Origin of the sequence: Hymenobacter metallicola, from assembly GCF_004745645.1 — a bacterium.
In the GTDB taxonomy this organism is placed as follows: Bacteria; Bacteroidota; Bacteroidia; order Cytophagales; family Hymenobacteraceae; genus Hymenobacter; species Hymenobacter metallicola.
The window spans coordinates 640,424-664,232 of sequence record NZ_SRMB01000003.1; the positions used below are offsets into that span (position 1 = coordinate 640,424).

Below are 23,809 nucleotides of genomic sequence, written 5' to 3' on the forward strand. Positions count from 1 at the left end.
TTAGGCGAATACGCGGCGGTAAATGGGCTGCCGGTAGGCAAACTGGGCCCACATCAGCGGGTAGAGCAGGGCGTCGAGGATGGGCGAGGCCGTACGAAATGCCAGGGCATCTACAATCACGCTGCCGCCCCGGGGGCCGGGTTCAATCAGGTGGCGGTGCCGCCAGTAGCGCAGCGGGGCAGGTAGCACCTGGCCTTCGTCGACAAAGAAGTGAGTCCCGTCGGGTTCTACGCCGTGGTCGGTAATAAGGCTGGTCCAACGCTGGCGCAGCGGGCCGCTGACAAGCTCAATTTCCACCTGGTCGCCGCGCTGGCAGCCGTCGAAGCGGTGCAGCCGGAGCTTCGGAAACGGCGGGGCCAGGGCCAGAAACAGCTCCCGGGTGAAGCCGGCAAATACCTGAGCGGGCGGCTGGGCCACGGGCGTACGAAGGGTGACGTGCATAGGCTGGCTAACTACCGGTATTACCCCTTTGTTTTGCAGATCCGGCCTTCTGAAACAGCTAAGTGGCTTATGAGTGCAAAAGAAAAATGGCGGGACGGCATACGCTCAACTGCACGGCTGGAGTTATAGCTCAACACCTATACTTCCGTAATCCTATGAATCAACTGCGTCTTGTCGTTGCCGCTGGTCTTTCCCTGCTCAGCCTAAACTCCTGCCAACCTACCCCCGCCGTTTCGGCGGCGCCACGGCAGGTGAAAAGTGTTGGCTACGGCAGCGTAACGGTCTACCCCGACTACGCCGAGCTAACCGTAGACGCGGCCTTTACCCGCCCCAAGCTCAAGGATGCCGTAGCCGAGGTGCAAACGGTAGTCGACCAGGTGCTGGCCCTGTCGAGGCGCTATGCCAAGGGGGCTAATGATGTGCGGGTGAGCAGCACTTCCTCCAACAAGGAATTTGGGTATGTGCGCGAGAAAGAGGTGTTTATCGGGTTTAACTCTACTCAGTCCGTCACGGTGCGCATTACGGATTTGAAGCAGCTGACGCCCTACCTGGAAGAGCTACTGGCCACCCGCATCAGCCGTATCAAGAACCTGAGCTACGGCCACACCCAGGCCGACAGCCTGCGCCGCGAGGCCGACGTGCTAGCCCTGCGGGACGCGGCCAAAACGGCCGACAAGATGTGCGCGGCCCTGCACGTGAAGCGGGGCGCCGTGCTCGAAGCCAGCGACTCCTCCAGCCCCGAAAGCAGCTCCGGCGGCTATGGGCAGTCGGCTGATATTGAGCTCTACGGCAAGGGTTTCGGGGGCCGGGGCTTCAAAACCACCCCCGAGCTGCTACGCTTCAACAGTACCTGCAGCCTAGTGTCGGCGTTGGAATAAGCCAGGGCTACATGCTGGCCTCGCGCATCAGCGCCAGGGCGTCGATAATGGTGAAGCTGTTGGCGTCATAGGTCAGGAATTTACCCTCCCCAATACCGTGCAGGGACGTGGCGGGCAAATCGCCGAAGCGCCGCACTTTGTCGTTGCGGTTCCACCAGAAAAAGCAGGTTTCCTCGTAGGAGCCGTAAAAAATAACGTTGCCGCGGGTGGTCGTCAGGGCGTGGCTGCCCCGGAAGTCAGCGGGAGTGGGCTGTTGCTGCAGGTGGTAATCGGTCAGGCGTAGTTCCAGCAGCGGAAACCCGGTATAGGTATATGCTAGAACACTGTCCTTGCCAAGTCTGGTCAGGGCGTAGCAATCTAGTATGAAAACAGGCTGGCCGCTTGAGTTCATCCCAAACAGCTGCTGCCCGGCGCAGTCAAACACCGCCAGCCCGTCACTGCTGGGCTTGCCGCTGCCGATACCCTCGTCGAAGTAAGAAACGACAATCTGCCCAGCCTGCACCACTACGTCCTCCACTGCATCACCCGCGTTGAAAGTCAACAGCTTGCGCCCGGCAGTATCAAAGATGTGTCCGTTGTCGTGCTGTTCCCGGCGCGACTCCACAATCAGAAACTGGTCGGCGTCAATTTCCCGGATAATTGGAAACTGAAACTGCTGGTTCAGCGCCAGTTGCCAGCCATTGGTCCAGACCTCCCCATTGCTAAGTAGGGCAATGTAATTGGCATACTCATCCGCGTCAAGGCTGAGAATATGGTGCTTGCCGCAGTTGAGCGAATAAACAGTTTGCCAGGCTGACAGCTCCGGTTCGAGGGAAGATGAGGAAAGAGCTGCTGGCATTACCCTAGCAGCTCCTCAATGTCCTCCTTAGTCAGGCTCTTGATAATGGCCTCGTCGGTGGTTATCAGGTCCGTTACCAGCTGAATCTTCTTGTTCTGCAGAGCCAGGATTTTCTCCTCCACCGTGTTTTTGGTGATGAACTTGTAGGTAAACACGGTGCGCTGCTGCCCGATGCGGTGGGCCCGGTCCACGGCCTGGGCTTCCACGGCGGGGTTCCACCAGGGGTCCAGGATGAAGACGTAGTCGGCGGCGGTGAGGTTGAGGCCCACGCCGCCAGCTTTAAGCGAAATCAGGAAGACGCGCAGCTCCTCCGTTTCCTGGAAGCGGGTTACTTCCTTGTGCCGGTCCCGGGTGTTACCGTCGAGGTAGGCATACTCCACCTGCTTCTCGTCGAGCGAGGCCCGCACAATGTCGAGGTGCTTCACAAACTGACTGAAGACCAATACTTTGTGGCCTTCCGACACCACGCTCCGAATCATGCGAATCACCTCCCGCAGTTTGCCCGACTCGTGCTCGTAGTCTTCGTGGGCCATGCGGGGGTGGTTGGCAATCTGGCGCAGCTTGGTCAGGCCCTGCAAGAGCATAAACTGAGTGCCGGCCGTGCCGTGCTCCTCAATGTTCTTGAGGATCTTGTTGCGGTAATAGCTCTTGGTTTCTTCGTAGCAGTGAGCCTGCTCCTCGGTCATGGGGCAGTAGCTCAGGTGCTCAATCTTGCTAGGCAATTCCTTGGCTACCTGGGCTTTGTGGCGGCGCAGGATGAAGGGCTTAATCAGGGCATGCAGCTTGCGGGTGCGCACCTCATCCTTGCCTTTCTCAATGGGTTTGAGGAATTCCTTGCGGAAGAAGGTCTGGCTGCCCAGCAGGCCGGGGTTGATAAACGACATCTGCGACCAAAGGTCCATGGTGCTGTTTTCGACCGGCGTACCGGTCAAGATCAGGCGGTGGCGGGAGCGGAGGCCCCGCACGGCCTGCGACGTAGTAGAGCTAGGGTTTTTTATGGCCTGCGACTCATCCAGAATCACGTAGTCGAAGCCGTAGCTCCGCAGCAGTTCCGCGTCGAGCCGTACAATGCCGTAGCTGGTCAGAATCACGTCGTAATCGGCAAACTGCTCCACGTTTTTGTCGCGGTAGGTGCCGGTGTACGTCAGAATCCGTAGGCTGGGCGTAAACTTGGTAGCTTCGCTCAGCCAGTTATACACCAGGGAAGTTGGCATAACCAGCAACGAAGCGGCTCCTTGTGATTCGCCGCTTTCCTTGCGCTGCATCAGCAGCGCCAACGTCTGCACCGTTTTGCCCAAGCCCATATCGTCGGCCAGACAGCCGCCAAAGTGGTAGTCTTTCACGAAGTGCAGCCAGTTGTAGCCCGCCTTCTGGTAGGGCCGCAGCTCCCCCAGAAAGCCGGCCGGCATGGGCTGGTCTTCCACCACTTCGAAGCCGCGCAGGCGCTCCAGCTTCCGCGACATGGTTACGGTGGCCAGGTTGCCGTTCTGCAGGTCCGACACCAGCGCCAGGTGGTGCTTGCGCAGCGTCAGCGTGTGCTGGTGTTCTTCTGCAAAGGCGAACAGTTCCAGATACTGCGTAAACCACTCCTCGGGGATAATGGCAATCTGCCCGTTGGGCAACCGAAACTCCGGCCGCCGCCCCAGGATGTAGGGCCGGAGCTTGATAAACGGAATTTCAAACTCGCCGAAGCTGACGGTGCCGTGCACGTCAAACCAGTCGTTACCTTCCGTGATGCCGACCTGCACCGTAACGGCCCCGATAAAGTAGTCTTTACTAGAGGTAGTGCCCTGCTGCACCGTGAAGCCCATGCGGGCCAGCTCCTCGGCGTGGCTGTGCAGCCAGCGGAAGGCCGTGGCTTTCTCCAGCACCGCGCGGCCATTGCGCACCTCCAAAGCCCGGTCGGCCAGTTCGCGGATAATTTCCTGTTCCCGGTCGAGGTTGCGGATGAGGCGGTGAAAAATGTAGGAGTCTTCGTTCTTTTCCAGCTTTACGCACACCCGCTTGTCGTAGCTGTTGTGCACGGTATGGTCGCCGTAGCGGAACGAGAGGTCGAAGTGAATGTGGTCGGAAGGGGCCGTGAGGACGGCCGCGGATGAGGACTCGGCGCTGCCATTGCGGCGCATGCTCGTCGAGCGGCTGCGCTCGTCTTCGGTCACAATGGTCGCGCCCGGCACGTCGGAGAAGGTAAGCTGCGGCCGGGCCACGTAGCGCTCCGAGCGGATGTCGAACCCGCGGGCGTGCACGTCGAACGACTCCACCAGCGGGGCCACGAAGCGCTGGAAGTAACTATCCTCCACTTGGCGCGGAATAACAATAAACTTCTTGTTCAGGAAAGGCTGCAGCTTCTTGCCGTCCACATCGTTGCGGAAGTTATGCAGTGTATCGTTTAGCAGCATCCAGGCCGGCTGGAAGCATACCATCACGGCATTTTTAAACTGAAAGTCGAGCTTTTGGCCCTGATACTGAATCGTGGGGAAGTAGTGGGTGCTGTCCTCGTTACGGCGAAAGTGAAATAAAACCGATGCCGGCTCCGGGGCCACGCTGATTTCCTTCCAGGTCGGCTCCCCATCCTTGCCCATAATAAAGACGCACTTGCCCTGCAAACGCTCCAGAATCTGGCCCATGCGGTCCTGCACGTAGCGGCAAATGGCATCCTGCAGAGATTTATCCCCTTTTTCGGGGTCGTAAATCTTAAAGAAGAAGTCAGCGGGCGTGGTTTTTTTGGCCCAGAACTCTTTAATGACAGCATCCTGCTGGATCTGATCCGTCAAAGCAATCAGTTCAAAGTCTATTTCATCCAACCCATCGGCAAACTCTGGGGCATTTTTAGCCGACACCGTTTGGTGTTGCAGCGTGAGCTGCCCACGAGCATTGCGCTGAACCACGTAAGATTCAAATAGATAGCCTAGATACTCGTGCTCAAGTAACGAATAGACAATCTGGAAAGGCTGTGAAGTAGAAACCTTCATAGTCGGATGAGAAGCCTGAATAAGGCATTGAAATTAAGGACAAATACTAAATACCATGGGGTTTCTAGAAAAGTAAAACTAAATATTGAAATAGTGAAATTAATATGACAGAGATGCTGCAATAAGGGGATGAACTGGGCTTGTGAGTAGATGAACTACTATGGTAACCACAAAAGGGTTACAAGTTCTCGCGCAAATCGAGGCGCGCCGCGTTGAGAGCGGGCCGGATGGATACCGTGATGGTAATGACAATGATAGCAATGCCGGTAAGTACAATGTCCGACAACTGCATCTTCACTGGGTATGAGTCGACTACGCTGGTTGCCATGCCCATAGATACAATATGGAAGGTCTGTTGAATCCAGCAGATACTGACCCCCAGCACCAGACCGGTGATGGCTCCTACCTGGGCCACGATGGCGCCTTCCAGCAGAAAGATGTTGCGCACCATCCGGCTGGTAGCCCCCATGGCCAGCAGAATGGCTACGTCCTTCTTTTTATCCAGCACCAGCATAGACAAAGAAAAGAAGATGTTGAGCGAGGCGATGAGCAGAATAAAGGCGAAGGTGATGAAGACAAACATCTTTTCCACCTTGATGGCCTTGAGCAGGCTCACGTGCTGTTCGTCAGAGTCGTAGACGTGGAAATCGGTGCCCAGCACACGCTGCAGGTCCTGCTTTACCTCGTCGATGGTGCGGCTGGCGCCTACTTTCACTTCCAAGGCCGTGCGACGGTTGCCGTAGTTGAGCAGGCTCTGGGCAAAGTCGATGGGCACGAAAATGTAACTGTCGTCGATGTGCTGCTCAATCAGAAAGACCCCACCAGCAATGATGGTTTGCTGGGTAAAGGCCGTTTCCGGGTTCATCGACAAGGTTTTCTTGCCGGTATTGCGCGGGTAGAGCAGGTGCAAGGGCGCAAAGCGGTTGTCGAGGGCAATGCTGAGCTCGTGCTGCACGCCGGCCCCGAGCAGGGCGTAGTTCTCGTTGTTGCGCACCAGGCGGTGGTCTCCTTCTACAATGGCCGAGTCGATGTCGCTCTGGGCAAAGTAGTTTTCACTCACGCCCTTCATTTTCACTACCATCTGCCGGTCGTGATACTGCAGCAGGGCATTGTCTTCGATGACTTCGGTAAGTAGGCCTACCCCGGCCGTGCTCCGAATACGCTGCAGCAGTTGCTCGTTGGTTTCGAAGGACTTGCCTTGCACGGCCGTAATGAGCAGGTCGGGGTCAGATTTGCCGTAGAGCGTGCGCACCAAGTCTTCCAGCCCATTGAAGACCGACAGCACGATAATCAGGGCCATGGTACCCACGGCCACCCCCACCATCGAAATGTTGGAGATGATACTGATAATGTTGCGCTTGTTCTTGGACGAAAAATAACGCCGGGCGATGAGCAGAGAGACGTTCATGCAGGGCGCTTTTTAGGTGGACAAAGGGAGAAGGTCGACAGCACGAAGCACTTGTACGAAAGAAGCCACAGAAAGCCGCATTAACGGGACGTACTTCGTGAATTAGCAGACAAGATAAAGGGCCTAACGCAATTCTGCGCCACAACCGGCCAGTGTAGGCAGAGCGGCGTGAACCTTACTTCCAAGCTTTCACAATCAGGCCCGTGCCCGAATCGTGCTTGGAGGTCGAGTCAATCCAGTTCAGCAGCAGGCAGAAGGGAAAGGTAATGAGGTAGTAGAAGGGTAGCAGGACGAAAAACCACTTCGAGATGCCCAGCAGCAGGATGGGGTATTTCATGCTCAGGCGCCACGAAATCTGGCCCGGTTCGCCGTAGCTGTACTGGGCCTCAATCCGCTCGAAGCCGGCGGTGCGCAGCTTCTGCTGAATCTCGTGAATGTTGTAGCCGTCGCGCACGTGCTCCTCGATAAAGGACGTTTCGCCGTCGGCGTGCACGTCGGATCCGCCTTGGTCGGAGGGAGTGGAAATGAGCAGCATGCCGCCGTCCTTGAGCGAGGCGTGGATGTTGCGGAACACTTCCACGTCTTCCAGAATGTGTTCCATCACGTCGACCGACAAGGCCAGATCAAAGGAGTTGGGTTCCTGGTAGAGCACCAGGTCCTGGACGGCAAACTGCACGTTGGTGCGCCCGATCTGGCGGAAAAACTGGTTGGAGTCGGCAATCTGCTCGTCTTTCACGTCGACGGCCAGGATGTTCCACTTCTTACTCAGGCCCGACAGCCAGTAGGTATATTGTCCGTAGCCCGAGCCGGCGTCCAGAATCATCAGGTTTTCGTCCTGCCGGCCAGCGGCCCATTGGCGCAGCTCGCGGTGCACGTGCCAGGTGCGGAGCAGCAGCAAGTCGAGCAGGGTGTAAAACAGGCGGCGCAGCCACGGAGTGCGGTTAAATACCTGGCCCAGTGACTTTTTAATCGGGTCGTAATACAAGGGGGAAATGCTGAGAGGGTGAGATGGTGAAAGGGCGAGGTTGCTATTCTGGGGGCTCATTTCGCGCGAGCTGCGCAGATTGAACGGCTACTCACCAGTTCACAACCTCTCCCTCCCCCCTATTCGTCTTCGTCGGCGAAAAGCTTGGGCCGGGCGGGACCTTTTTCGTCGGGTTTGGGGTCGGTGCTATCCTCGGGCGTTTCGGCCGGAATGTCGAGCTTGCTCAGCACGGCGTCCATGTGGGCGGCGTATTCGGCGCTGTCGTCGAGGAAGAACACCAGTTCGGGAATAATGCGCACCTGCTGGCGAATTCGCTTAGCCAGGGCCTGGCGGATTTCTTTGCTGTTGTCGCGCACCAGTTCAAGCAGGTGGGGGCCGCTATTGGCCAGCAAGCTGCTTAGGTACACCCGGGCCACGCCCAGATCAGGCGACACCCGGATGGTGCTGATACCCGGCGGCAAGCCAGGAAACAGGTGGGGCAAGTCGCGTTGAAAGACGGCTGCCAGGTCCTGCTGCAGGAGGCTGGCAAACTTTTGCTGTCGTTTACTTTCCATAAGAATCCGCAAAGATAGGAAGTTAAGGGCTTGGAGTCGTAGGAACTTAGGGCCATGCCATTGGGGCACCGGTTTGTCCTCCGGGCATACGGCTCCATTCTCCCGGCGAAGGTCGTCAGCGGGCGGCGTGGGCAAACCCGAGCACGGGCTACGTGGCTTGGCCGGATGCGCTTACCTTTGCTTCTCTCCGTTCCTGCGCACCCTAGAGCCCCGTTCTTCCCTTGCTTCGTTTTTTCAAAAGTCCGCTTCCTACGCGCCTCGTGGCGCTGCTGCTGCTGGTATTGGCCTTGCGTCTGCCGCTGCTCTGGCTGGGCATTCCGCTCTCGGCGGCCGAGCTGCGGGCCCTGCTGATCGGGGAGCGGCTGCACGAGGGTGCCCTGCTCTACCGCGATATTTACGACAGTACGGCCCCGTTGGCAGCCTTGCTGTTTGGGGCCTTGGAAACCGGGCTGAGCCGGCCTTTGTGGCTATACCGGGTGCTGGCCCTAGTGCTGCTGCTGTTTCAGGCCCTGCGCCTCAACCTGGTGCTGAACCGCGCCGACGTGCACCCCGACCGGGGCTTTGTGGGCGCCCTTACCTACTTGCTGCTGGCTAGCCTGACCACTGACCTCGACACGTTGTCGCCGCTGCTGATCGGGCATACCTTCATCATCATTGCCCTGAGTGCCCTGCTACCCACATCCCGGGAAGGCTACGACAACCGCCGTTTGTTTCGGGCCGGGTTTCTGATAGGCGTGGCCGCCCTATGCTACCTGCCGCTGGCGCTGTTTCTGCTAGTGGGGCTGTTTGCCGTTATCATCTTCGCGGCCAATTCCTTTCGGAGCTTTTTGCTGCTGGTCTGTGGCTTTGCGTTTCCGTATGCTGCGGTAGGCACCTTCTTTCTCTACACCGAGTCGCTGCCCAGCTTTTCGCAGTTTCACCTCAAGCCGGTGCTGACGGGCCTGGTTGCGGGCACCGATGGGTTGCCCTTGTTTGTGCAGCTCCGCCTGCTGATTCTGCCCGGCCTCGTATTGGCCCTGGCATTGTTCCGCACCTTCACCACCTCTCTGGGCCTGGTGTTCCAGGTGAAGTTTCAGCAGCTCATGTTGGTGTGGCTGCTGGTAGCCATAGCCATGGTGGCCGCAGGCCGGGGCATGGCACCCGGCACCCTGGTCCTGGTCTTGCCGCCCATCACGTATTTCTGTCTGTACCTGTGGCAAAAAGCCTCCCGGACCTGGGTGCCGGAGCTCTTGTTTCTGCTCGTTATCGGCGCCGTAGTCGTGGTGCGCTACCGTACCACGCTGGGGCTGGAAACAGTAGTGCAAATTCCGGCTGAGCAGCGTTACGCCGTGCAGCCCAATCCGGCTTATACTTCCTTACAGGGCCACCGGCTGCTGGTGCTGGGCCCCGACCGCCGCTCCTACCTGCAAAACCGCCTGGCCACGCCCTATCTCGACTGGCGCCTCTCCCAGGTCGATTTCGGTCACCTAAACGAGTACAGTGCCGTCTTCCGCCTGGCTCACAACTTTGCCACGCTGCCGCCCGAGTACATTATTGACGAAGCCGGCCTGCTGCCCGAACTACAGTACAAGGTGCCCGCCGTGTTCAGCCGGTACCAGCTAACCAAGGTTCCGAAAGTATACCAGCGGAAGTAAATGATGATTTCTGGCAAGCCTATTCGGGGGCGCGGTCGACGTGTACCTGCAAGGCGGGAGCCACCCGTCCTCTGAACGGTGCTGCACCTTACATAAAGAGAAAAGCCCCTTACTATCGGCGTGTAGTAAGGGGCTTTCTGGGTAAAGGGCGTTGGTTACCGGCTGAGAACAGGTGGCTTCGGTTACCGCTTTGCCAGGAGAGATGAACACGGCGGACTTTTCCAGGTTGCCAAGAAAAGTCACCCTACTAACAATCTATTTTGCTGACCCGGGTTTTGTGGCGGCCGCCTTCGAAGGTGGTGTTGAGGAACTTGCTGACAATGTCGCGGGCGGCTTCCTCGGTCACGAATCGCTCGGGCACGCAGATAATGTTGGCATTGTTGTGCTGGCGGGCCAGCTCGGCCAGCTCCGGCGCCCAGGCGATGGCGGCCCGGATGCCCGCGTGCTTGTTGGCCGTAATAGCTACCCCGTTGGCCGAGCCACACACTAAAATACCTCGCTCAAACTCGCCGCTGGTGATACTGGCGGCCAGCGGGTGCACAAAATCTGGATAGTCCACAGAATCAGCTGAGTGGGTGCCGAAGTCCTTTACTTCGTAGCCGTTGTCGCGCAGCCAGTGGGCCAGCATTTCCTTGTAGGCAAAGCCGGCGTGGTCGGAGCCGATGGCAAGTTTGTTTTCCAATGTGCTGATGTGCTAATGCTTTAGAAATGGGCAGAATGTGAACATGTGGGCAATGTGCTGGCTGGTAGCTTACCTCCTTAGCTATAGTACCCCCAGTGGCACCTGAGCTCCTTAACTGACGCCGTTATTCTCGGCCAGCTGGGCATTCAGAGCGGCGGTGCGGCCCCGGGCCACTACGCGGGCAATGTTGATGCTCAGCTCATAGAGAATCAGGATCGGGATGGTCACGATGATCTGGGCCGAAATATCCGGGGGCGTGATGACGGCGGCCAGGATGAGGATAACCACAATGGCGTGCTTGCGGTACAGGCGCATGATTTCGGGCGTAATCAGGCCGGCCTTGGCCAGGAAGAACACTATCATGGGCAACTCGAAGACGAAGGCCGTCGAAATCGACATCGTGGTGAGCGTACTCAGGTAGCTCTGCAGGTCAATCTGGTTTTCAATGGTCGGGTCGACGGTGTACGAAGCCAGGAAGTTGATGCTCAGCGGGGCCGCAATGTAGTAGCCAAACAGCAGACCCAGGGCAAACAGCACCGACACGAAGAAGACTGCCCCCTGAGAGTTTTTCTGCTCGTGCGGGTACAGGCCGGGTTTAATAAAGCGCCAGATTTCCCAGAACGTATAGGGAAAGGCTACCACTAGCCCCACCATAAACGAGGTGCTGATGTGCATCGTCAGCTGCCCGCTCATCTCCCGGTTCTGGATGATGAAACCCACCTTGTCCATGCACAGGTCGGGCGCCCCGATCCACTGGCCAAACTTGCAGAACATGCGGTAAGTCCAGAAATCAGCGCGCGACGGACCCAGGATCAGGTCGTGGAACAGAAAGTCTTTGGCAAAGAAAGCGGCAGTAGCAAAAACGACTATCGAAATGGCCGAGCGGATAATGTGCCACCGCAGGGCTTCCAGATGGTCGATGAAGGACATTTCTTGCCCTTCGCCCAAATGGGGTTGGTCAGTATTCAAGGGTATTGGTGAAATAGTGAGATGGTGAAATGGTGAGCTAGGTGGCCGTGACGAAGCAGGCGGCGAGAGACAAACGAAAAACCCAAACAACAGGATGCTGCGCGCGTGGTTTCCGCCGAACTATTCACCGTTTCACCATCTCACTAGTTCCCGATTAGGCAAACAGCGGATACTGCTGCATCCATTCGTTGATCTGGCGCCGCACGCGCAGCAGGTGAGCTTCGTCGGCGTGGTGCATCAGCACGTCGTCGATGAACTCCACGATGCGGCCCATATCGGCCTCGCGTAGGCCCCGGGTCGTGACGGCCGCCGAGCCGATACGCATCCCCGAAGTCACGAAGGGCGACTTGTCGTCGAAGGGCACCATGTTCTTGTTGATGGTGATATCGGCCTTGATGAGGGTATTCTCGGCCAGCTTGCCGGTCAGGCCCTTGCTGCGCAGGTCGATGAGCATGAGGTGGTTGTCGGTGCCGCCGCTAATGATCTGGTAGCCACGGTCCACAAAGCCCTTGGCCAGGGCCTGGGCGTTGCGAATCACCTGCTGGGTATACTCGCCGTAGGCGTCCGAGAGGCACTCGCCAAATGCCACGGCCTTGGCACCGATAACGTGCTCCAGAGGGCCGCCCTGGGTGCCGGGGAACACGCCCGAGTCGAGCAGGGCCGACATCATGCGCAGCTCACCCTTGGGCGTTTTCAGACCGAAAGGGTTTTCGAAGTCCTTGCCCAGCATAATGAGGCCGCCGCGGGGGCCGCGCAGCGTCTTGTGGGTCGTCGTCGTTACGATGTGGCAGTGCTCGAAGGGCGAGTTGAGCAAGCCCTTGGCAATCAGACCGGAGGGGTGGGAAATATCGGCCAGCAGCAGAGCGCCTACTTCGTCGGCGGCTTCGCGCAGGGCTTTGTAGTCCCAGTCGCGGGAGTAGGCCGAGGCTCCGCAGATGATGAGCTTGGGTTGTTCGCGGCGGGCGGTTTCCTTTACTTTCTCCCAGTCGATAAGGCCGGTTTCGGGCTCTACGCCATAAAACGACGGCTTATACAGCTTGCCCGAGAAGTTTACCGGCGAGCCGTGCGTCAGGTGGCCGCCGTGGCTCAGGTCGAAGCCCAGAATTTTGTCACCGGGTTGCAGGACGGCCAGCATCACGGCCGCATTGGCCTGGGCCCCGGAGTGGGGCTGCACGTTCACCCACTCCACGCCAAACAGCTCCTTGGCCCGGTCGATGGCCAGCTGCTCGACTTGGTCCACGATTTCGCAGCCGCCGTAGTAGCGCTTGCCGGGCAGGCCCTCGGCGTACTTGTTGGTCAGGATGGAGCCCTGCGCCCGCATCACTTGCTCCGAAACGTAATTTTCCGAGGCAATCAGTTCAATTCCGTGGGTCTGACGTTCCTTTTCCTGGCGGATGAGGTCGAACAGGACCGTGTCCTGGGCAATGGGGGCAGTGCGAGTTTCCATAGGTTCAAAGGTACGGGTGAATCGATTACAAGGGAACAGGCGGCCGGCAAGTATCCGCCGAAGTAGCCGCAGCCGGGGCAAAACGACCAGTTGGTGGTGCGAACTTACGAGAGCCAGCCCAGTAAAACCGACTTCGGCTTTTTGCGTGGTTCTCTCGTATTCTCCTCCGTTAGTTGTTACTTGAAGCATGAACCAGCCCCTGGCCGAAGCCCTGACCCATCTGCGCATGGGCAACCAGACCTTCCTGATAAATTTTTATCAGGACAACCGGGACCATTTTGCCCGCTGGGCCCGGCGCCAGCACCAGCAGGAGCCGGCCGTGGCCCACGAGCTGCTGCGGGCCGTGCTGGTCGATTTTTACGACCAGGTAATCGATGGGCGCCTGACCAAGCTGCCCCCCGATTTGCGTAATTACTTGTACGGCATGGCCCAGGAACAGCTTCAGGCCCAAAAAACTACGGCCGAGCTGCCCCGCGTGGAAGCCAGCCGCCGCCAGCAGCTGCTGCGTGCCTTCGGGCAGCTGGGGGCCGACTGCCAGCAGGTGCTGATGTATTTCTACTTCCGGGGCTACAATTTTGAGAAGGTGGCGGGTAAGATGGGCTTTGCCAACGCTACCGTGGCCCGGCTGCAGAAAGCCAACTGCCTGCGTAAGCTCGTCGAGCTGCGGGCCCGGGCCATGGAAGGCGAAGCCCCCTCATCCTCCCCGGCCGCCTGATTCTGCGTAGCTTAGCGCCCAGCTCTGCTTTTATTTCTCTTCCTCTTCCTGTCGTTTCTGTTTCTACTTGCATGATGTCGCCCGCTGAGCTGCGCCCGTTTCTGGATGAGCTGGAACGCTTTGCCGATGGGCAGATGACGGCCATTGAGCAAGAAGCTTTCGAAAACCGCCTGCTGCACGAGCCGGCCTTGCGGGAAGCCTACCAGCTCTACGAGCAAATTTCGGCTGATTTGCGCTGGGTGGCCGGCCACGAAACCCTGCGCCACCGCCTCGTGGCCCTCGACCGGCGCCTCGACCAGCGCCAAACGGCTTTGGTGCGCATCAAGCGGCGGCAGCGCCGGGCCCAAACCCGCTGGGGTACCATTTTCACCGTTGCCGTGGTGCTGCTGCTAGGGCTTTGGCTCTTGCTACGCCCCGGGGGCAGGCACAGTGGTACTTCGTGGCAGGACTACTACGTGGCCGACCCGGGTCTGCCCCAGTCGGCGACGCTGGATGAGCACCGGCCCCTGCTGGCCGAAGCCATGGAGCAGTATCGGGAAGGCCACTACCCCGCTGCCCTGCACGCCCTGCGCCGCGTGCCCACCGACAACCTCGGAGCCGATACCATGCTCTACTACAACGGCATTTTCCTGCTGAGCCAAGGCGACGGGCGGGCTGCCCGGCCTTACCTGCGCCGGGTTATTCAGCAGCCCGGCACGGCGTTGTCGCGCAAGGCCCGCTACCACCTGGCCGTAGCGCACTGGGCTGCTAAGCAGTGGCCCGAAGCCCGCACGGCTTTCCGGGAAGTAGCCTCCGACTCGCTAAACCCGTACCGGCAGGCAGCCCAGCAGGTGTTGCAGGCCGACGTGCTCCAGGGAGAAGAATAGTTCTTTGCTGGCCCGCTAGCGGTGCGTAATGAAATAGGGGGACTCAATATTGGGCTGCAGCGTTAGTTCCAGAGAGTCGAGTTCCAGTACGGCCAGGTGGGAAAGCTCGGGGTTGAGGCGGTAGACGCAGCCCGCATCCAGGCAAATAGAGCCGGCTTGTTTTTTTACCTGCTGCTTGATTTCGGCCGTGGGCGTGGGCACGTGCCCATGCAACAGGCGCCGGCCCTCCAGGCGGGAAGCGTCAAAAGTAAATTCCTTGATATTCAGCATCGTGTGCCAATCGGTGCGCATCTTGTCGGGAGGCAGCCGGAAGTTGAACCCCGCGTGCACTAGCGTAAAGCCCGGAATATCGAGCTGGTACTGCAGCGCATCAAGCCATTGCAGATAAGGTTCGGGAATATCGGTGGTGGCCGGCACGCCAAAGCTTTGTAGAGTCAGGTTGCGGTCGGCGTGGGAGGCCCAGGCTAGGTGCTTGCGGCCCCGGGCAGCGTCGAGCAGCTCCTGGTCGTGGTTGCCGCGCAGGCAGTGCACCTGGTAGCCACGCTGGGGCAGCTGCATCAGGTAGTCGAGCAAGCCGCGGCTGTCGGGGCCCTTATTGACGTAGTCGCCCAGCAGGTAGAGTTCATCCTGGGGGCGAAGGCGAATTACCTTTTCCAGGAGGTGTTGGAAGGTGCTCAGGCAACCGTGCAAATCGGTCGTAACATAGCGGGCCATGTGTGGGAGAGGTTAGGGGCGGACGGCAGCACTGGTACTACACAAAAAAAGCACTTGTGCTATACAAGTGCTTTTCATGAATATAGCCGCGTTTAGCTATACGGAGGCTTGTCGAGGTCCGGTTTTTCCAGGTTGCGGTTGGGGTGGCGCTGGGGCGCGTCCTGGGCTTCCTGTTCGAGGCGGTTTTCGGTTTCCTCGTCCCGGTCATTTACGGGCATGTTGCCGACGGCTTTGGGCTGCTCGGTTTGGCTGGGGCTGCCGTGGTTTTCCTTGGACTGCTGGTTGGTGTTATTGCTCTTGTAAGGCATGACGTTCTTCGGTTTAGTGGGTGAAAAACAATGCAACTGGAAAAATAAACCAAGGCTACGCCCGGGGTAGGCTTCTGAGGCCCGCCCCGGACGAGCTTACTGGTCAATAGCCGTATCCGTGGCGTTGGGGTCGGTTAGCTCGGCGTTGGTACGAGTAGAGGCGCCAACTTTGGAGGGGTCCGGCTGGATTTGCTCCATCTGGCCCATGCCCACGCGGGAGTTGGGGTTCTGCATTTCGTCGCGGCCGGGGCGTTGGTCGTCGGCTTCCAGCTCGTCGATGGGCGGGGCCACGCGCCGCTCGTCGATGTCGTCTTCCGAGGGCAAATCCTGGTTGGGCCGCTGGGCGGCACCTTCGTCGGCCGTGAGCATGTTGTCGGGCACCTGACCGGGGCGGTCGGCGTTTTCATTCACCGAAACCGCCGTAATACCGGCCCCGCTGTCGGTGCCGAAACCTTCTTTACCGTCGCGGTTGCCGAAGCCACCGCGGGCCGCTTCGTTTTTCGGTGGGTCTGCGTCCGGAATAATGTGGCCGGCTTCAAACTCTTCGTTGGTCGTGTCTTCGTTTATTACCCGCACAGGGCGGTTATTCGGATCAATAGCCATGGGGGTCGGTTGTTGGTAGTGAATACAGGGTGGTAAGGAGGTGTACTAGGTTTTTTTAGATAGGGTTTTGCTATGTGCTTCCCACAATCGGCGTAAACTGCGGCTGCTATGACAAATTCTGCTTCTACTGCTCCCATTCGTGACCTGGCCGGCCTGCAAGTGGCGGTGGCGGCGGGCCAGGGCTTGCACTACCTTTACTTCTGGGGCCACACTGCCAAGGCGGATGTGGTTGGTAAGGAATGCTTTAGTCAGTGGTACCCCGCTGCTTTCACCCTCGACGGGCACACCTACACCACCGCCGAGCACTACATGATGGCTGAAAAGGCCCGGCTCTTTCAGGACGAACCCACCCGCGCCGCCATCTTAGCCGCCAAGACCCCCAACGACGCCAAGCGCCTGGGCCGCAAAATCAAAAACTTCGACGAGGCCGCCTGGCTGGCCGCCCGCTTCGACATTGTGGTGCGCGGCAACCACGCCAAGTTTTCCCAGCACCCGCCGCTACGCGAGTTTCTGCTCGCTACCGGTAAGCACGTACTGGTAGAAGCCAGCCCCGTCGATGCCATCTGGGGTATTGGTCTGGCCCAGGACCACCCAGACGCGGCTAGCCCGCTTACCTGGCGGGGGCTCAACCTGCTGGGTTTTGCCCTGATGGCCGTGCGCGACGAGTTAACCGCTTAACAACCCGCCATGTGGACCGAACACGACAACAGCCTGACCCGCACCTTTAACTTCGCCGACTTCAACGCGGCCTTTGCCTTCATGACCGAAGTTGCCGCCGAAGCCGCGCGGCTCGACCATCATCCCTGGTGGGCCAATGAATACGGCCGCGTCGAGTTTCGGCTGCGCACCCACGGCGCGGGCAACACCGTGACCGGGCGCGACCATCGGCTGGCGGCCGCTATTGAGGCCGTAGCCAAGCGCCACGGCGTGGCGTAGCCGGGCCAGGTGCTACCTTTGCGCTTATGTCTGACTCATCTGAAACGCCTACCGTTCTGTACCTCGTGCCCACGCCCATTGGCAACCTGGAGGATATTACCCTGCGGGCCATCCGGATTCTGGGTGAGGTAGACGTGGTGCTGGCCGAAGACACCCGCACCAGCGGCCGGCTGATGCAGCACCTGGGCCTGAAAAAGCCCATGCTCAGCTACCACCTCCACAACGAGCACCAGACCGTGCAGCGGGTCCTGGACCGGCTCGAAAAGGGCGAGAAAATGGCCCTGGTATCGGATGCGGGCACGCCCGGAATTTCTGACCCCGGCTTTCTGTTAGTGCGCGAGTGCCTAGCCAAGGGCCTGAAAGTGGAATGCCTGCCTGGGGCTACGGCTTTCGTGCCGGCTTTGCTTAAATCGGGCTTCGGGGCCGAGCGGTTTACGTTTGAGGGCTTTTTGCCCGTCAAAAAAGGCCGGCAGACCCGCATCCGGGAGCTGCAGCCCGAAACCCGCACCATGATCTTTTACGAGTCGCCCCACCGCATCGTCAAGACCCTGGAGCAGCTAGCCGAAGCCTTCGGGCCCGAACGGCCTGCCTCCGTAAGCCGGGAACTCACCAAACTATTTGAAGAAACCGTGAACGGGACGTTGGCCGAGCTGGCGACGGAGTTTGCGGGGCGTCAGACTATTAAAGGAGAAATCGTTGTTGTCGTACAAGGAAATCGGGAATAGCACGTGGGGGCCGGCGGGGCTGGCCTTGCTCACGGCTGCATTGTTGTGGGCGGGCTGGCCGGTGCACCCCGCCCCGCTGGCGCTGCTGCTGCTCGTTGCCTGGGTGCCCTACCTGCGAATGGAGCAGGTTCTGGTGCAGCAAGGTGGCAGCGGTTGGAAGGTGTTTCGCTATACCTACCTCACGCTGGTGCTCTGGAATGCCTTTACCACGTGGTGGGTCAGCTATTCTACCCTGGGCGGTGGTATTACAGCCGTGGTGCTGAATGCCCTGCTGATGTGCTTGCCCACAATGGCCTTTTATCACACCAAGCGGCTGGCCGGGCCGGTGCTGGGCTATATTGCCCTGCCCATCTACTGGATAGCCTTCGAGCAGCTGCACCTGCACTGGGACCTGACCTGGCCCTGGCTGACGCTCGGCAATGGGTTTGCCGAGGCCACCTCCTTCGTGCAGTGGTACGAGTACACCGGCTTCCTGGGGGGCTCGGTATGGGTGTGGGTCGTGAATCTGCTGTTGTTCTGGGGGCTGTTTCGCCCCCAACGCCAGGCCGAGACTCTTGCCCAGCCCACAAGCGGCAAAATGCATAAAGGCTTTGTGGCCGGCGCCGCTTTGGCCACTTTGTTGCCGCTGTTGCTTTCCTGGTTTATTGGCAGCCGGGTGCAGGAGCAAGGTCAGGCCCTGGAAGTAGTGGTGGTGCAGCCCAACGTGGACCCCTATACCGAGAAGTTTCAGGGCAAGGCCAACTTCGTGCCCTACGACGAGCAGCTTAGCCGCCTGCTGCGCCTGACCGAGCAGAAACTCACGCCAAACACCAAGCTGGTTATCTGGCCCGAAACGGCGCTGGAGGAGTACTACTTCGAGCAGCAGATTGAAACCAACCCCAAGATCTTCCGGGTGCGGCAGTGGCTGGCCCAGCACCCGGGCGTGGCCCTGCTCACGGGCATTACCAGCGTGGTGATGTACCCCAATCAGGAGGCGGCCAGCGTCACGGCCCGCCACCGCGACGACATGGGCTACTACGACGTGTTCAACAGCGGGGCCTACTTCCCCAGCGCCACCGCCCCGATTGAGTTCTACCACAAGTCGCGCCTGGTGCCGGGGGTCGAGAAGATTCCGCCCCTGCTTACGTCCCTGATTTCTCATATCGACCTGGGAGGCACCGTGGGCAGCTACGGCAGCCAGCCGGAGCGTACCGTGTTTTCAGCTCCGGCCGGCGCCCCGGCCCTGCGGGCTGCCCCACTGATCTGCTACGAGTCCATCTACGGCGACTTCACGGCCGAATACGTGCAGCGCGGCGCGACGCTGCTGGGCTTGTTTACGAACGATGCCTGGTGGCACGACTCGCCCGGCTACCGGCAGCTGCTGCGCTACGGCGCCCTGCGCTGCATCGAGACCCGCCGCGACCTGGCCCGCTCGGCCAACACCGGCTTCACGGGCTTTATCAACCAGAAGGGAGACGTGTACCAGCGCGAAACGGCCTGGGTCCCCACGGCCAGCCGCGGCACCGTGCACCTGAATACGGAGCTAACCTTTTATGCCCGCTACGGGGAGCTAATCGGCCCCGCCACCCAGGTACTGGCCGGGCTGCTGCTAGCTGGCTTGCTGGTTCTGAGCCTCAACCGCCGCTTTGCTACGAAGCCGGCGGCTCAGGAACCTGTGGCCCGCACGGCCTAATTCTGCCCCTACCCCCGCTCTCATGGACGTTTCCTCTTCGTGGCTGCTGCCGCTGATTTTCTACACCATCATGCTCTGGCTCTACCGCTTCTCGCAGGGCCAGAATGTACTGGGTAAGCCGCGGCCGGGCGTCAGCGACGAGTGGCGCCTCACCCACGGCCGCACGATGCGGCGCACCATTATTATCATTGTTGCCGTGTACACGGCCCTGCTTCTGCTGCAGCTGCGCTAAACATTGTAATCTGAAACCCGCGGCCCGGCCCGGAGTATCTACCCGCATGACCGATTTCACTCAACTCAGCCTTGGCCTTGCCGAGGTGTGCCGCCGCGCCGGCCAGTTTATTCGCCAGGAAGCCGCCTCTTTCGACCGGAGCCGGGTGGAAATAAAGGGCGTCCACGACCTGGTTTCCTACGTCGACCAGGAGGCGGAGCGCCTGCTCGTGGCCGGTTTGCGCGAGCTGCTGCCCGAAGCGGGCTTCATCACCGAGGAAGGTACCACCGGCGGCAGCGGCCTGGCCACCAGCACCGGTACCGAGTACACCTGGATTATCGACCCGCTCGATGGCACCACCAATTTTATTCACGGCCTGCCGTGCTACTGCGTGAGTGTGGGCCTACTGCACCAGGGCGAACTGGCCGCCGGCGTGGTCTACGAGGTAACCCGCGACGAAACCTTCCGGGCCGTGCGCGGCGGCGGGGCTTTCTGCAACGAACAGCCCATCCGCGTTTCTGAGGCGCCGGGCCTGGGCCAGTCCCTGATTGCCACCGGCTTCCCCTATACCCAGTTCGGGGAGCTCGACAGCTACCTGCAGATCCTGGGGGCGTTTATGCAGCGCACCCACGGGGTACGGCGCGTCGGCTCGGCCGCCGCCGACCTGGCCTGGGTAGCCGCCGGCCGCTTCGAGGGCTTCTTCGAGTTCAACCTGAATTCCTACGATGTGGCGGCCGGCATTCTGCTGGTGCGCGAGGCGGGGGGCCGGGTTACGCAGTTTCTGGCAGACGGCGACCCACTGTTTGGTCGGCAGGTAGTCGCCAGCAACGGCCGTGTGCACGAGGAAATGCAGGCGACTATCCGGGAATTCTGGAAAGCATAAAATATAAGGTTCTGATGCGCTGGAAGGTGACTAGTGGAAAGAATGCTCGCAAGGACAACCGTTGAACGTTAGCGCATTCGAGCATCTGTCTTAGGACCGTACTCTTAAACTTTTCCGCCGACGTTGTAGTTTTGGGAGCGTTATGATTCTGCAATACACCATCATTGCCCTGCTGTTTTTGGCCGCCACGTTCTACGTGGGCCGGATCTTCTGGCGGGCCTTTTTTGTGAAAACGGCTACGGGCTGCGCCAAGGGCTGCGGTGGCGCCTGCGCTACCATTGATGTGGACCGGCTGCAGCGTACCATTGAAAAGGCGGCTGCTCAGCCGGCCGTTCGGTAAGGAGCACAGCTCAGCTAAACTTCGGACAACCTGCCCCCGTGCCCGCTGCGTATAGCGGGTACGGGGGCTTTGTTTTAGCTCCGCTCCCACCGTTCCTAGACCAGCCTCCGCAACCTGAACCCCTACGACCATGCAAGACAAAGAAGAAGAACGCTCCCTGATAAACGTTGAGAAGAAGCTCGACGCGGATGGCTTCACGGAAGACTTTACCGTAAAGGACGGCCGCCTGTGCTCCTTCCGTTCGGATAACAAAAAAAGCTATGCTCCGGAGGAAGTAACCATTGTCGACTTCTACCGCTTTGAGGGCGAGAGTGACCCGGATGATATGTCGATTCTGTATGCCCTCGAGTGCAATGACGGCGTCCGCGGTACCATTTCTTCGGCCTACGGTACCTATGCCGACTCCGACTCGCTGGAGTTCTTCAAGAAAGTAGAAGACCTCGGCAAAAACTTGAAGAAGGCCCATAAATAAGCCTTCCAAGCTCAACAAAGCGCGCTTTGGCTCAGCCAAGGCGCGTTTTTGCGTTTTCACCCCACCCAACCTGAACCGTGAAGACTTTCCTGCCCACCCACCCGCTCCGTTCTGCCGCCGACCTCGACGCGGTGCTTTCGGCTATTGGCGACGCCCGCATCGTGCTACTGGGCGAAGCTTCCCACGGCACCCACGAATACTACACCTGGCGCGCCGCCCTCTCCAAGCGTCTGATTCAGGAAAAGGGCTTCAACTTTATTGCCGTTGAGGGCGACTGGCCCGACTGTTTCGACGTGAACTGTGCCATTAAGCAGGACCAGAAAGCGTACGGCAGCGCCGCCAAGCTCCTGCAAACCTTCAGTCGCTGGCCTACCTGGATGTGGGGCAACTGGGAAATAGCTGCCTTGGTCGACTGGCTGCATGCGCATAACCAGCCGCGGCCCATGACGGAGCGCATCGGGTTCTATGGCTTGGATGTATACAGTCTCTGGGATTCGCTGCAGGAGATTCTGCAGTTTGTAAACAAGCAGGGCGACGGGGCCGTGGCGGCCGCCCAGCAGGCGTTCCGCTGCTTCGAGCCCTACGGCGACGACCCGCAGGAATATGCCCAGGCCGTGGCCTTCGTCTCCGACGACTGCGAAGACGAAGTAACCCACATGCTCCAAACCCTGCGGCGCCAGTTGCGCAACACCACGGCCTCAACTGGCTTGGAGCGCGAAACCGCCTTCGCTGCCGAGCAGAATGCCCTGGTAGCCGTGAATGCCGAACGCTACTACCGGGCCATGATTAAGGGCGGGCCGGCCTCCTGGAACGTGCGCGACGGCCACATGATGGAAACCCTCACCCGCCTGCTCGACCTACACGGCCCCGACAGCAAAGCCATCATCTGGGAGCACAACACCCACATCGGCGACGCCCGCTTCACCGACATGGCCCGCGACAACACCATCAATATCGGGCAGCTGGCCCGGGAGCAGTACGGCCGCGACCAGGTGTTTGCCGTGGGCTTTGGGTCTTACCAAGGCAGCGTAATTGCGGGTAAGCGCTGGGGGGCTCCTTTCGAAGTAATGCCCGTGCCCAACGCTATTCGGGGCTCCTGGGAAGAGCTGTTGCACAAGCAGTTGCAGGGTGAAAATGCCTTGCTCTTGTCCACGGAGCTGAAAGGTACCGTCGCCATGAAGCAAACGTTTGGCCACCGCGCCATCGGCGTCGTCTACCGGCCTCAGTTTGAGCAGTTCGGCAATTATGTTCCCTCTCTGATGGCCGAGCGCTACGACGCTTTCCTGTTCATCGACCAAACGCAAGCCCTACACCCCCTGCCCACCAAAGCTGATGAGCATACCCCACCGGATATGTATCCGTGGACGGAATAGCGGGAAGATGCATCCCCTGTCCTTGCCACGGCTGCGCCTCGCAAGGACAGGGGGTGCTAGCATTGTCAGAACAAAACCTCACTATTCACCTTACCCCCACACTTTCGTGCCCTCGGTGCAGTTGCGGCACATGTCTATCTGGTCGCGGCCTTTAAGCAGGGAAGTGCGGAACTGCTGGTACTTGGGGCCGTGCCAGAGCTGGCGGAAAGATTCGGTCTTGAGGTCCCCCTGGCGGTATTCGGCGTCTTTGTCGAAACAGCAGGGTACCACCAGGCCGTCCCAGGTGATAACGCAGCTGTGCCACATTTTCCAGCAGTGGTCTACCAGCTTGTTCTTGATGCGCCAGGTGCCGTTGTTGTTCTCGTAGCGCGAGTAATAGTCGATGGTTGGGATAAGCGGGGACCCTTGTTCGTAGTCGTAGATCTGGGCGGTCTTAAACCACACGTCGTCCACGCCCAGATCTTTAGCCAGCTGCTTGGCATCCTCAATCTGGTGCTCGTTGGGCCGCACTACCAGAAACTGAAAGATGATGCGCGGCGTGCTGGACTTTAGCTCTTTGCGCCACTTGACAATGTTTTTGGTGCCTTCCAGTACCTTATCCAGCTTACCGCCCACCCGGTACTGCTGGTACACCTCTTGGGTCGTGCCATCGAGGGAAATAATCAGCCGGTCAAGGCCCGACTCCACGGTGCGGCGGGCGTTGTTGTCGTTGAGGTAGTGGGCATTGGTGCTAGTCGCGGTGTAAATGCCCTTGTCGGCCGCGTACTTTACCAAATCCAGGAAGTTGGGGTGCAGGTACGGCTCGCCCTGAAAGTAGAAAATCAGGTACCACAGGCGCTTGTGCAGCTCGTCGATGGTGCGCTTGAACAGCTCGTCGGGCAGCATGCCGGTGGGCCGGGTGAAGCTGCGCAGGCCGCTGGGGCACTCCGGGCAGCGCAGGTTGCAGCTGGTCGTCGGCTCGAAGCTGAGCGCCAGCGGCAGGCCCCAGTGCCGGGCCTTGCCCGTGAGCTTGCTCAGGGCGTAGCCGCCCACCACCTGGGCCGTATTCAGGGCCCGGCGCGGGGTGAGCTTGCTCAGGAAATTCAGACCGTCGGTAAGAGTGGAAGCCATGCGAAGCAAAGGTCGGGAACTGAAGCGGAAGTGCGGCAAGTAACCCCGTGGCCAAGGAAAGAGTTTGGTTACC

General features: G+C 59.5%; 26 protein-coding genes. 13 read left to right on the plus strand and 13 right to left on the minus strand.

Translation table 11 applies throughout. The features are described from left to right. Nucleotides 1-441, minus strand: a complete 441-nt coding sequence (locus E5K02_RS17915; RefSeq protein ID WP_135396569.1) for an SRPBCC family protein — start codon at nt 439-441, stop codon at nt 1-3. Nucleotides 442-596: 155 nt separating this feature from the next. Between E5K02_RS17915 and E5K02_RS17920 the strand changes: the two genes are divergently transcribed. Then, nucleotides 597-1,319, plus strand: a complete 723-nt coding sequence (locus E5K02_RS17920) for an SIMPL domain-containing protein (protein WP_167856480.1) — start codon at nt 597-599, stop codon at nt 1,317-1,319. Nucleotides 1,320-1,326: 7 nt separating this feature from the next. On the opposite strand, the gene E5K02_RS17925 is transcribed toward E5K02_RS17920, so the two are convergent. The 5 genes from E5K02_RS17925 to E5K02_RS17945 form a co-directional block, all read right to left on the minus strand. Continuing rightward, nucleotides 1,327-2,157, minus strand: a complete 831-nt coding sequence (locus E5K02_RS17925) for a hypothetical protein (protein ID WP_135396571.1) — start codon at nt 2,155-2,157, stop codon at nt 1,327-1,329. After that, nucleotides 2,157-5,129, minus strand: a complete 2,973-nt coding sequence (locus tag E5K02_RS17930) for a DEAD/DEAH box helicase (RefSeq protein WP_135396572.1) — start codon at nt 5,127-5,129, stop codon at nt 2,157-2,159. Before E5K02_RS17930 ends, E5K02_RS17925 begins: the two co-directional genes overlap by 1 nt. Nucleotides 5,130-5,307: 178 nt before the next feature. Continuing rightward, the gene (locus E5K02_RS17935) at nt 5,308-6,537 is read right to left on the minus strand and encodes an ABC transporter permease (RefSeq protein WP_135396573.1); all 1,230 of its coding nucleotides are present in this window, start codon (nt 6,535-6,537) and stop codon (nt 5,308-5,310) included. Nucleotides 6,538-6,712: 175 nt separating this feature from the next. After that, nucleotides 6,713-7,582, minus strand: a complete 870-nt coding sequence (locus tag E5K02_RS17940) for a class I SAM-dependent methyltransferase (RefSeq protein ID WP_240737347.1) — start codon at nt 7,580-7,582, stop codon at nt 6,713-6,715. A gap of 59 nt (nt 7,583-7,641) precedes the next feature. Next, nucleotides 7,642-8,076 carry a ribosome-binding factor A gene (locus E5K02_RS17945; RefSeq protein WP_135396574.1) on the minus strand — a complete coding sequence of 145 codons (435 nt, stop codon included), beginning with the start codon at nt 8,074-8,076 and terminating at the stop codon, nt 7,642-7,644. Nucleotides 8,077-8,297: 221 nt separating this feature from the next. Between E5K02_RS17945 and E5K02_RS17950 the strand changes: the two genes are divergently transcribed. Then, on the plus strand, nt 8,298-9,710 hold the full coding sequence (locus E5K02_RS17950) for a hypothetical protein (protein WP_135396575.1): 1,413 nt from the start codon (nt 8,298-8,300) through the stop codon (nt 9,708-9,710). Between the two features lie 247 nt (nt 9,711-9,957). On the opposite strand, the gene rpiB is transcribed toward E5K02_RS17950, so the two are convergent. The 3 genes from rpiB to E5K02_RS17965 all read right to left on the minus strand — a co-directional run bounded on the left by rpiB (nt 9,958) and on the right by E5K02_RS17965 (nt 12,808). Then, nucleotides 9,958-10,392: a ribose 5-phosphate isomerase B gene (gene rpiB, locus E5K02_RS17955; RefSeq protein WP_206025980.1), complete on the minus strand. Its 435-nt coding sequence runs from the start codon at nt 10,390-10,392 to the stop codon at nt 9,958-9,960. 111 nt (nt 10,393-10,503) lie between these two features. After that, nucleotides 10,504-11,361, minus strand: a complete 858-nt coding sequence (gene tatC / locus E5K02_RS17960; protein ID WP_317128914.1) for a twin-arginine translocase subunit TatC — start codon at nt 11,359-11,361, stop codon at nt 10,504-10,506. Between the two features lie 154 nt (nt 11,362-11,515). Continuing rightward, entirely contained in the window at nt 11,516-12,808 is a 1,293-nt protein-coding gene (locus E5K02_RS17965; protein WP_135396577.1) for a serine hydroxymethyltransferase, read from the minus strand. A 187-nt stretch (nt 12,809-12,995) separates the two neighbouring features. On the opposite strand from E5K02_RS17965, the gene E5K02_RS17970 reads away from it, so the two are divergent. Next, nucleotides 12,996-13,523: a sigma-70 family RNA polymerase sigma factor gene (locus tag E5K02_RS17970; protein ID WP_135396578.1), complete on the plus strand. Its 528-nt coding sequence runs from the start codon at nt 12,996-12,998 to the stop codon at nt 13,521-13,523. Nucleotides 13,524-13,594: 71 nt separating this feature from the next. Continuing rightward, the gene (locus E5K02_RS17975; RefSeq protein ID WP_135396579.1) at nt 13,595-14,389 is read left to right on the plus strand and encodes a tetratricopeptide repeat protein; all 795 of its coding nucleotides are present in this window, start codon (nt 13,595-13,597) and stop codon (nt 14,387-14,389) included. A 15-nt stretch (nt 14,390-14,404) separates the two neighbouring features. On the opposite strand, the gene E5K02_RS17980 is transcribed toward E5K02_RS17975, so the two are convergent. The 3 genes from E5K02_RS17980 to E5K02_RS17990 all read right to left on the minus strand — a co-directional run bounded on the left by E5K02_RS17980 (nt 14,405) and on the right by E5K02_RS17990 (nt 16,014). Continuing rightward, the gene (locus E5K02_RS17980) at nt 14,405-15,103 is read right to left on the minus strand and encodes a metallophosphoesterase (RefSeq protein WP_135396580.1); all 699 of its coding nucleotides are present in this window, start codon (nt 15,101-15,103) and stop codon (nt 14,405-14,407) included. A gap of 92 nt (nt 15,104-15,195) precedes the next feature. Then, a complete protein-coding gene (locus E5K02_RS17985) occupies nt 15,196-15,411 on the minus strand; it encodes a hypothetical protein (protein ID WP_135396581.1) in 216 nt (71 codons plus the stop codon). A 96-nt stretch (nt 15,412-15,507) separates the two neighbouring features. Further along, nucleotides 15,508-16,014, minus strand: coding sequence for a hypothetical protein (locus E5K02_RS17990; protein ID WP_135396582.1), 507 nt, complete (start codon nt 16,012-16,014; stop codon nt 15,508-15,510). Nucleotides 16,015-16,122: 108 nt separating this feature from the next. Here E5K02_RS17990 and E5K02_RS17995 point away from each other — a divergent pair, with 108 nt between their 5' ends. From E5K02_RS17995 to E5K02_RS18035, 9 genes are all read left to right on the plus strand, one after another. Beyond that, a complete protein-coding gene (locus tag E5K02_RS17995; protein WP_135396583.1) occupies nt 16,123-16,692 on the plus strand; it encodes an NADAR family protein in 570 nt (189 codons plus the stop codon). 9 nt (nt 16,693-16,701) lie between these two features. Continuing rightward, nucleotides 16,702-16,950 (plus strand): 4a-hydroxytetrahydrobiopterin dehydratase, encoded by a 249-nt coding sequence (locus E5K02_RS18000; protein ID WP_135396584.1) that lies wholly within the window; start codon nt 16,702-16,704, stop codon nt 16,948-16,950. A gap of 26 nt (nt 16,951-16,976) precedes the next feature. Further along, on the plus strand, nt 16,977-17,675 hold the full coding sequence (gene rsmI, locus E5K02_RS18005; RefSeq protein WP_135396585.1) for a 16S rRNA (cytidine(1402)-2'-O)-methyltransferase: 699 nt from the start codon (nt 16,977-16,979) through the stop codon (nt 17,673-17,675). After that, nucleotides 17,650-19,347: an apolipoprotein N-acyltransferase gene (gene lnt / locus E5K02_RS18010; protein WP_240737349.1), complete on the plus strand. Its 1,698-nt coding sequence runs from the start codon at nt 17,650-17,652 to the stop codon at nt 19,345-19,347. Before rsmI ends, lnt begins: the two co-directional genes overlap by 26 nt. Before the next feature lie 22 nt (nt 19,348-19,369). Beyond that, nucleotides 19,370-19,579 carry a hypothetical protein gene (locus E5K02_RS18015; RefSeq protein WP_135396586.1) on the plus strand — a complete coding sequence of 70 codons (210 nt, stop codon included), beginning with the start codon at nt 19,370-19,372 and terminating at the stop codon, nt 19,577-19,579. A gap of 46 nt (nt 19,580-19,625) precedes the next feature. Next, nucleotides 19,626-20,441 carry an inositol monophosphatase family protein gene (locus E5K02_RS18020; RefSeq protein ID WP_135396587.1) on the plus strand — a complete coding sequence of 272 codons (816 nt, stop codon included), beginning with the start codon at nt 19,626-19,628 and terminating at the stop codon, nt 20,439-20,441. Nucleotides 20,442-20,583: 142 nt separating this feature from the next. Next, entirely contained in the window at nt 20,584-20,781 is a 198-nt protein-coding gene (locus tag E5K02_RS25795) for a FeoB-associated Cys-rich membrane protein (protein WP_206025981.1), read from the plus strand. Between the two features lie 130 nt (nt 20,782-20,911). After that, the gene (locus tag E5K02_RS18030) at nt 20,912-21,253 is read left to right on the plus strand and encodes a hypothetical protein (RefSeq protein ID WP_135396588.1); all 342 of its coding nucleotides are present in this window, start codon (nt 20,912-20,914) and stop codon (nt 21,251-21,253) included. Between the two features lie 77 nt (nt 21,254-21,330). Next, on the plus strand, nt 21,331-22,626 hold the full coding sequence (locus E5K02_RS18035) for an erythromycin esterase family protein (protein WP_135396589.1): 1,296 nt from the start codon (nt 21,331-21,333) through the stop codon (nt 22,624-22,626). 90 nt (nt 22,627-22,716) lie between these two features. Here E5K02_RS18035 and E5K02_RS18040 read toward each other — a convergent pair whose 3' ends face one another. Beyond that, a complete protein-coding gene (locus E5K02_RS18040; protein ID WP_135396590.1) occupies nt 22,717-23,736 on the minus strand; it encodes an SPASM domain-containing protein in 1,020 nt (339 codons plus the stop codon). Nucleotides 23,737-23,809: the final 73 nt, after the last annotated feature.

What these genes read in the sequence shown, in the direction of transcription:
- E5K02_RS17915 (WP_135396569.1), bottom strand. Translation starts at nt 441, where the DNA reads ATGCACGTCACCCTTCGTACGCCCGTGGCCCAGCCGCCCGCTCAGGTA.
- E5K02_RS17920 (WP_167856480.1), top strand. Translation starts at nt 597, where the DNA reads ATGAATCAACTGCGTCTTGTCGTTGCCGCTGGTCTTTCCCTGCTCAGC.
- E5K02_RS17925 (WP_135396571.1), bottom strand. Translation starts at nt 2,157, where the DNA reads ATGCCAGCAGCTCTTTCCTCATCTTCCCTCGAACCGGAGCTGTCAGCC.
- E5K02_RS17930 (WP_135396572.1), bottom strand. Translation starts at nt 5,129, where the DNA reads ATGAAGGTTTCTACTTCACAGCCTTTCCAGATTGTCTATTCGTTACTT.
- E5K02_RS17935 (WP_135396573.1), bottom strand. Translation starts at nt 6,537, where the DNA reads ATGAACGTCTCTCTGCTCATCGCCCGGCGTTATTTTTCGTCCAAGAAC.
- E5K02_RS17940 (WP_240737347.1), bottom strand. Translation starts at nt 7,582, where the DNA reads ATGAGCCCCCAGAATAGCAACCTCGCCCTTTCACCATCTCACCCTCTC.
- E5K02_RS17945 (WP_135396574.1), bottom strand. Translation starts at nt 8,076, where the DNA reads ATGGAAAGTAAACGACAGCAAAAGTTTGCCAGCCTCCTGCAGCAGGAC.
- E5K02_RS17965 (WP_135396577.1), bottom strand. Translation starts at nt 12,808, where the DNA reads ATGGAAACTCGCACTGCCCCCATTGCCCAGGACACGGTCCTGTTCGAC.
- E5K02_RS17970 (WP_135396578.1), top strand. Translation starts at nt 12,996, where the DNA reads ATGAACCAGCCCCTGGCCGAAGCCCTGACCCATCTGCGCATGGGCAAC.
- E5K02_RS17975 (WP_135396579.1), top strand. Translation starts at nt 13,595, where the DNA reads ATGATGTCGCCCGCTGAGCTGCGCCCGTTTCTGGATGAGCTGGAACGC.
- E5K02_RS17980 (WP_135396580.1), bottom strand. Translation starts at nt 15,103, where the DNA reads ATGGCCCGCTATGTTACGACCGATTTGCACGGTTGCCTGAGCACCTTC.
- E5K02_RS17985 (WP_135396581.1), bottom strand. Translation starts at nt 15,411, where the DNA reads ATGCCTTACAAGAGCAATAACACCAACCAGCAGTCCAAGGAAAACCAC.
- E5K02_RS17990 (WP_135396582.1), bottom strand. Translation starts at nt 16,014, where the DNA reads ATGGCTATTGATCCGAATAACCGCCCTGTGCGGGTAATAAACGAAGAC.
- E5K02_RS17995 (WP_135396583.1), top strand. Translation starts at nt 16,123, where the DNA reads ATGACAAATTCTGCTTCTACTGCTCCCATTCGTGACCTGGCCGGCCTG.
- E5K02_RS18000 (WP_135396584.1), top strand. Translation starts at nt 16,702, where the DNA reads ATGTGGACCGAACACGACAACAGCCTGACCCGCACCTTTAACTTCGCC.
- rsmI (WP_135396585.1), top strand. Translation starts at nt 16,977, where the DNA reads ATGTCTGACTCATCTGAAACGCCTACCGTTCTGTACCTCGTGCCCACG.
- E5K02_RS18015 (WP_135396586.1), top strand. Translation starts at nt 19,370, where the DNA reads ATGGACGTTTCCTCTTCGTGGCTGCTGCCGCTGATTTTCTACACCATC.
- E5K02_RS18020 (WP_135396587.1), top strand. Translation starts at nt 19,626, where the DNA reads ATGACCGATTTCACTCAACTCAGCCTTGGCCTTGCCGAGGTGTGCCGC.
- E5K02_RS25795 (WP_206025981.1), top strand. Translation starts at nt 20,584, where the DNA reads ATGATTCTGCAATACACCATCATTGCCCTGCTGTTTTTGGCCGCCACG.
- E5K02_RS18030 (WP_135396588.1), top strand. Translation starts at nt 20,912, where the DNA reads ATGCAAGACAAAGAAGAAGAACGCTCCCTGATAAACGTTGAGAAGAAG.
- E5K02_RS18040 (WP_135396590.1), bottom strand. Translation starts at nt 23,736, where the DNA reads ATGGCTTCCACTCTTACCGACGGTCTGAATTTCCTGAGCAAGCTCACC.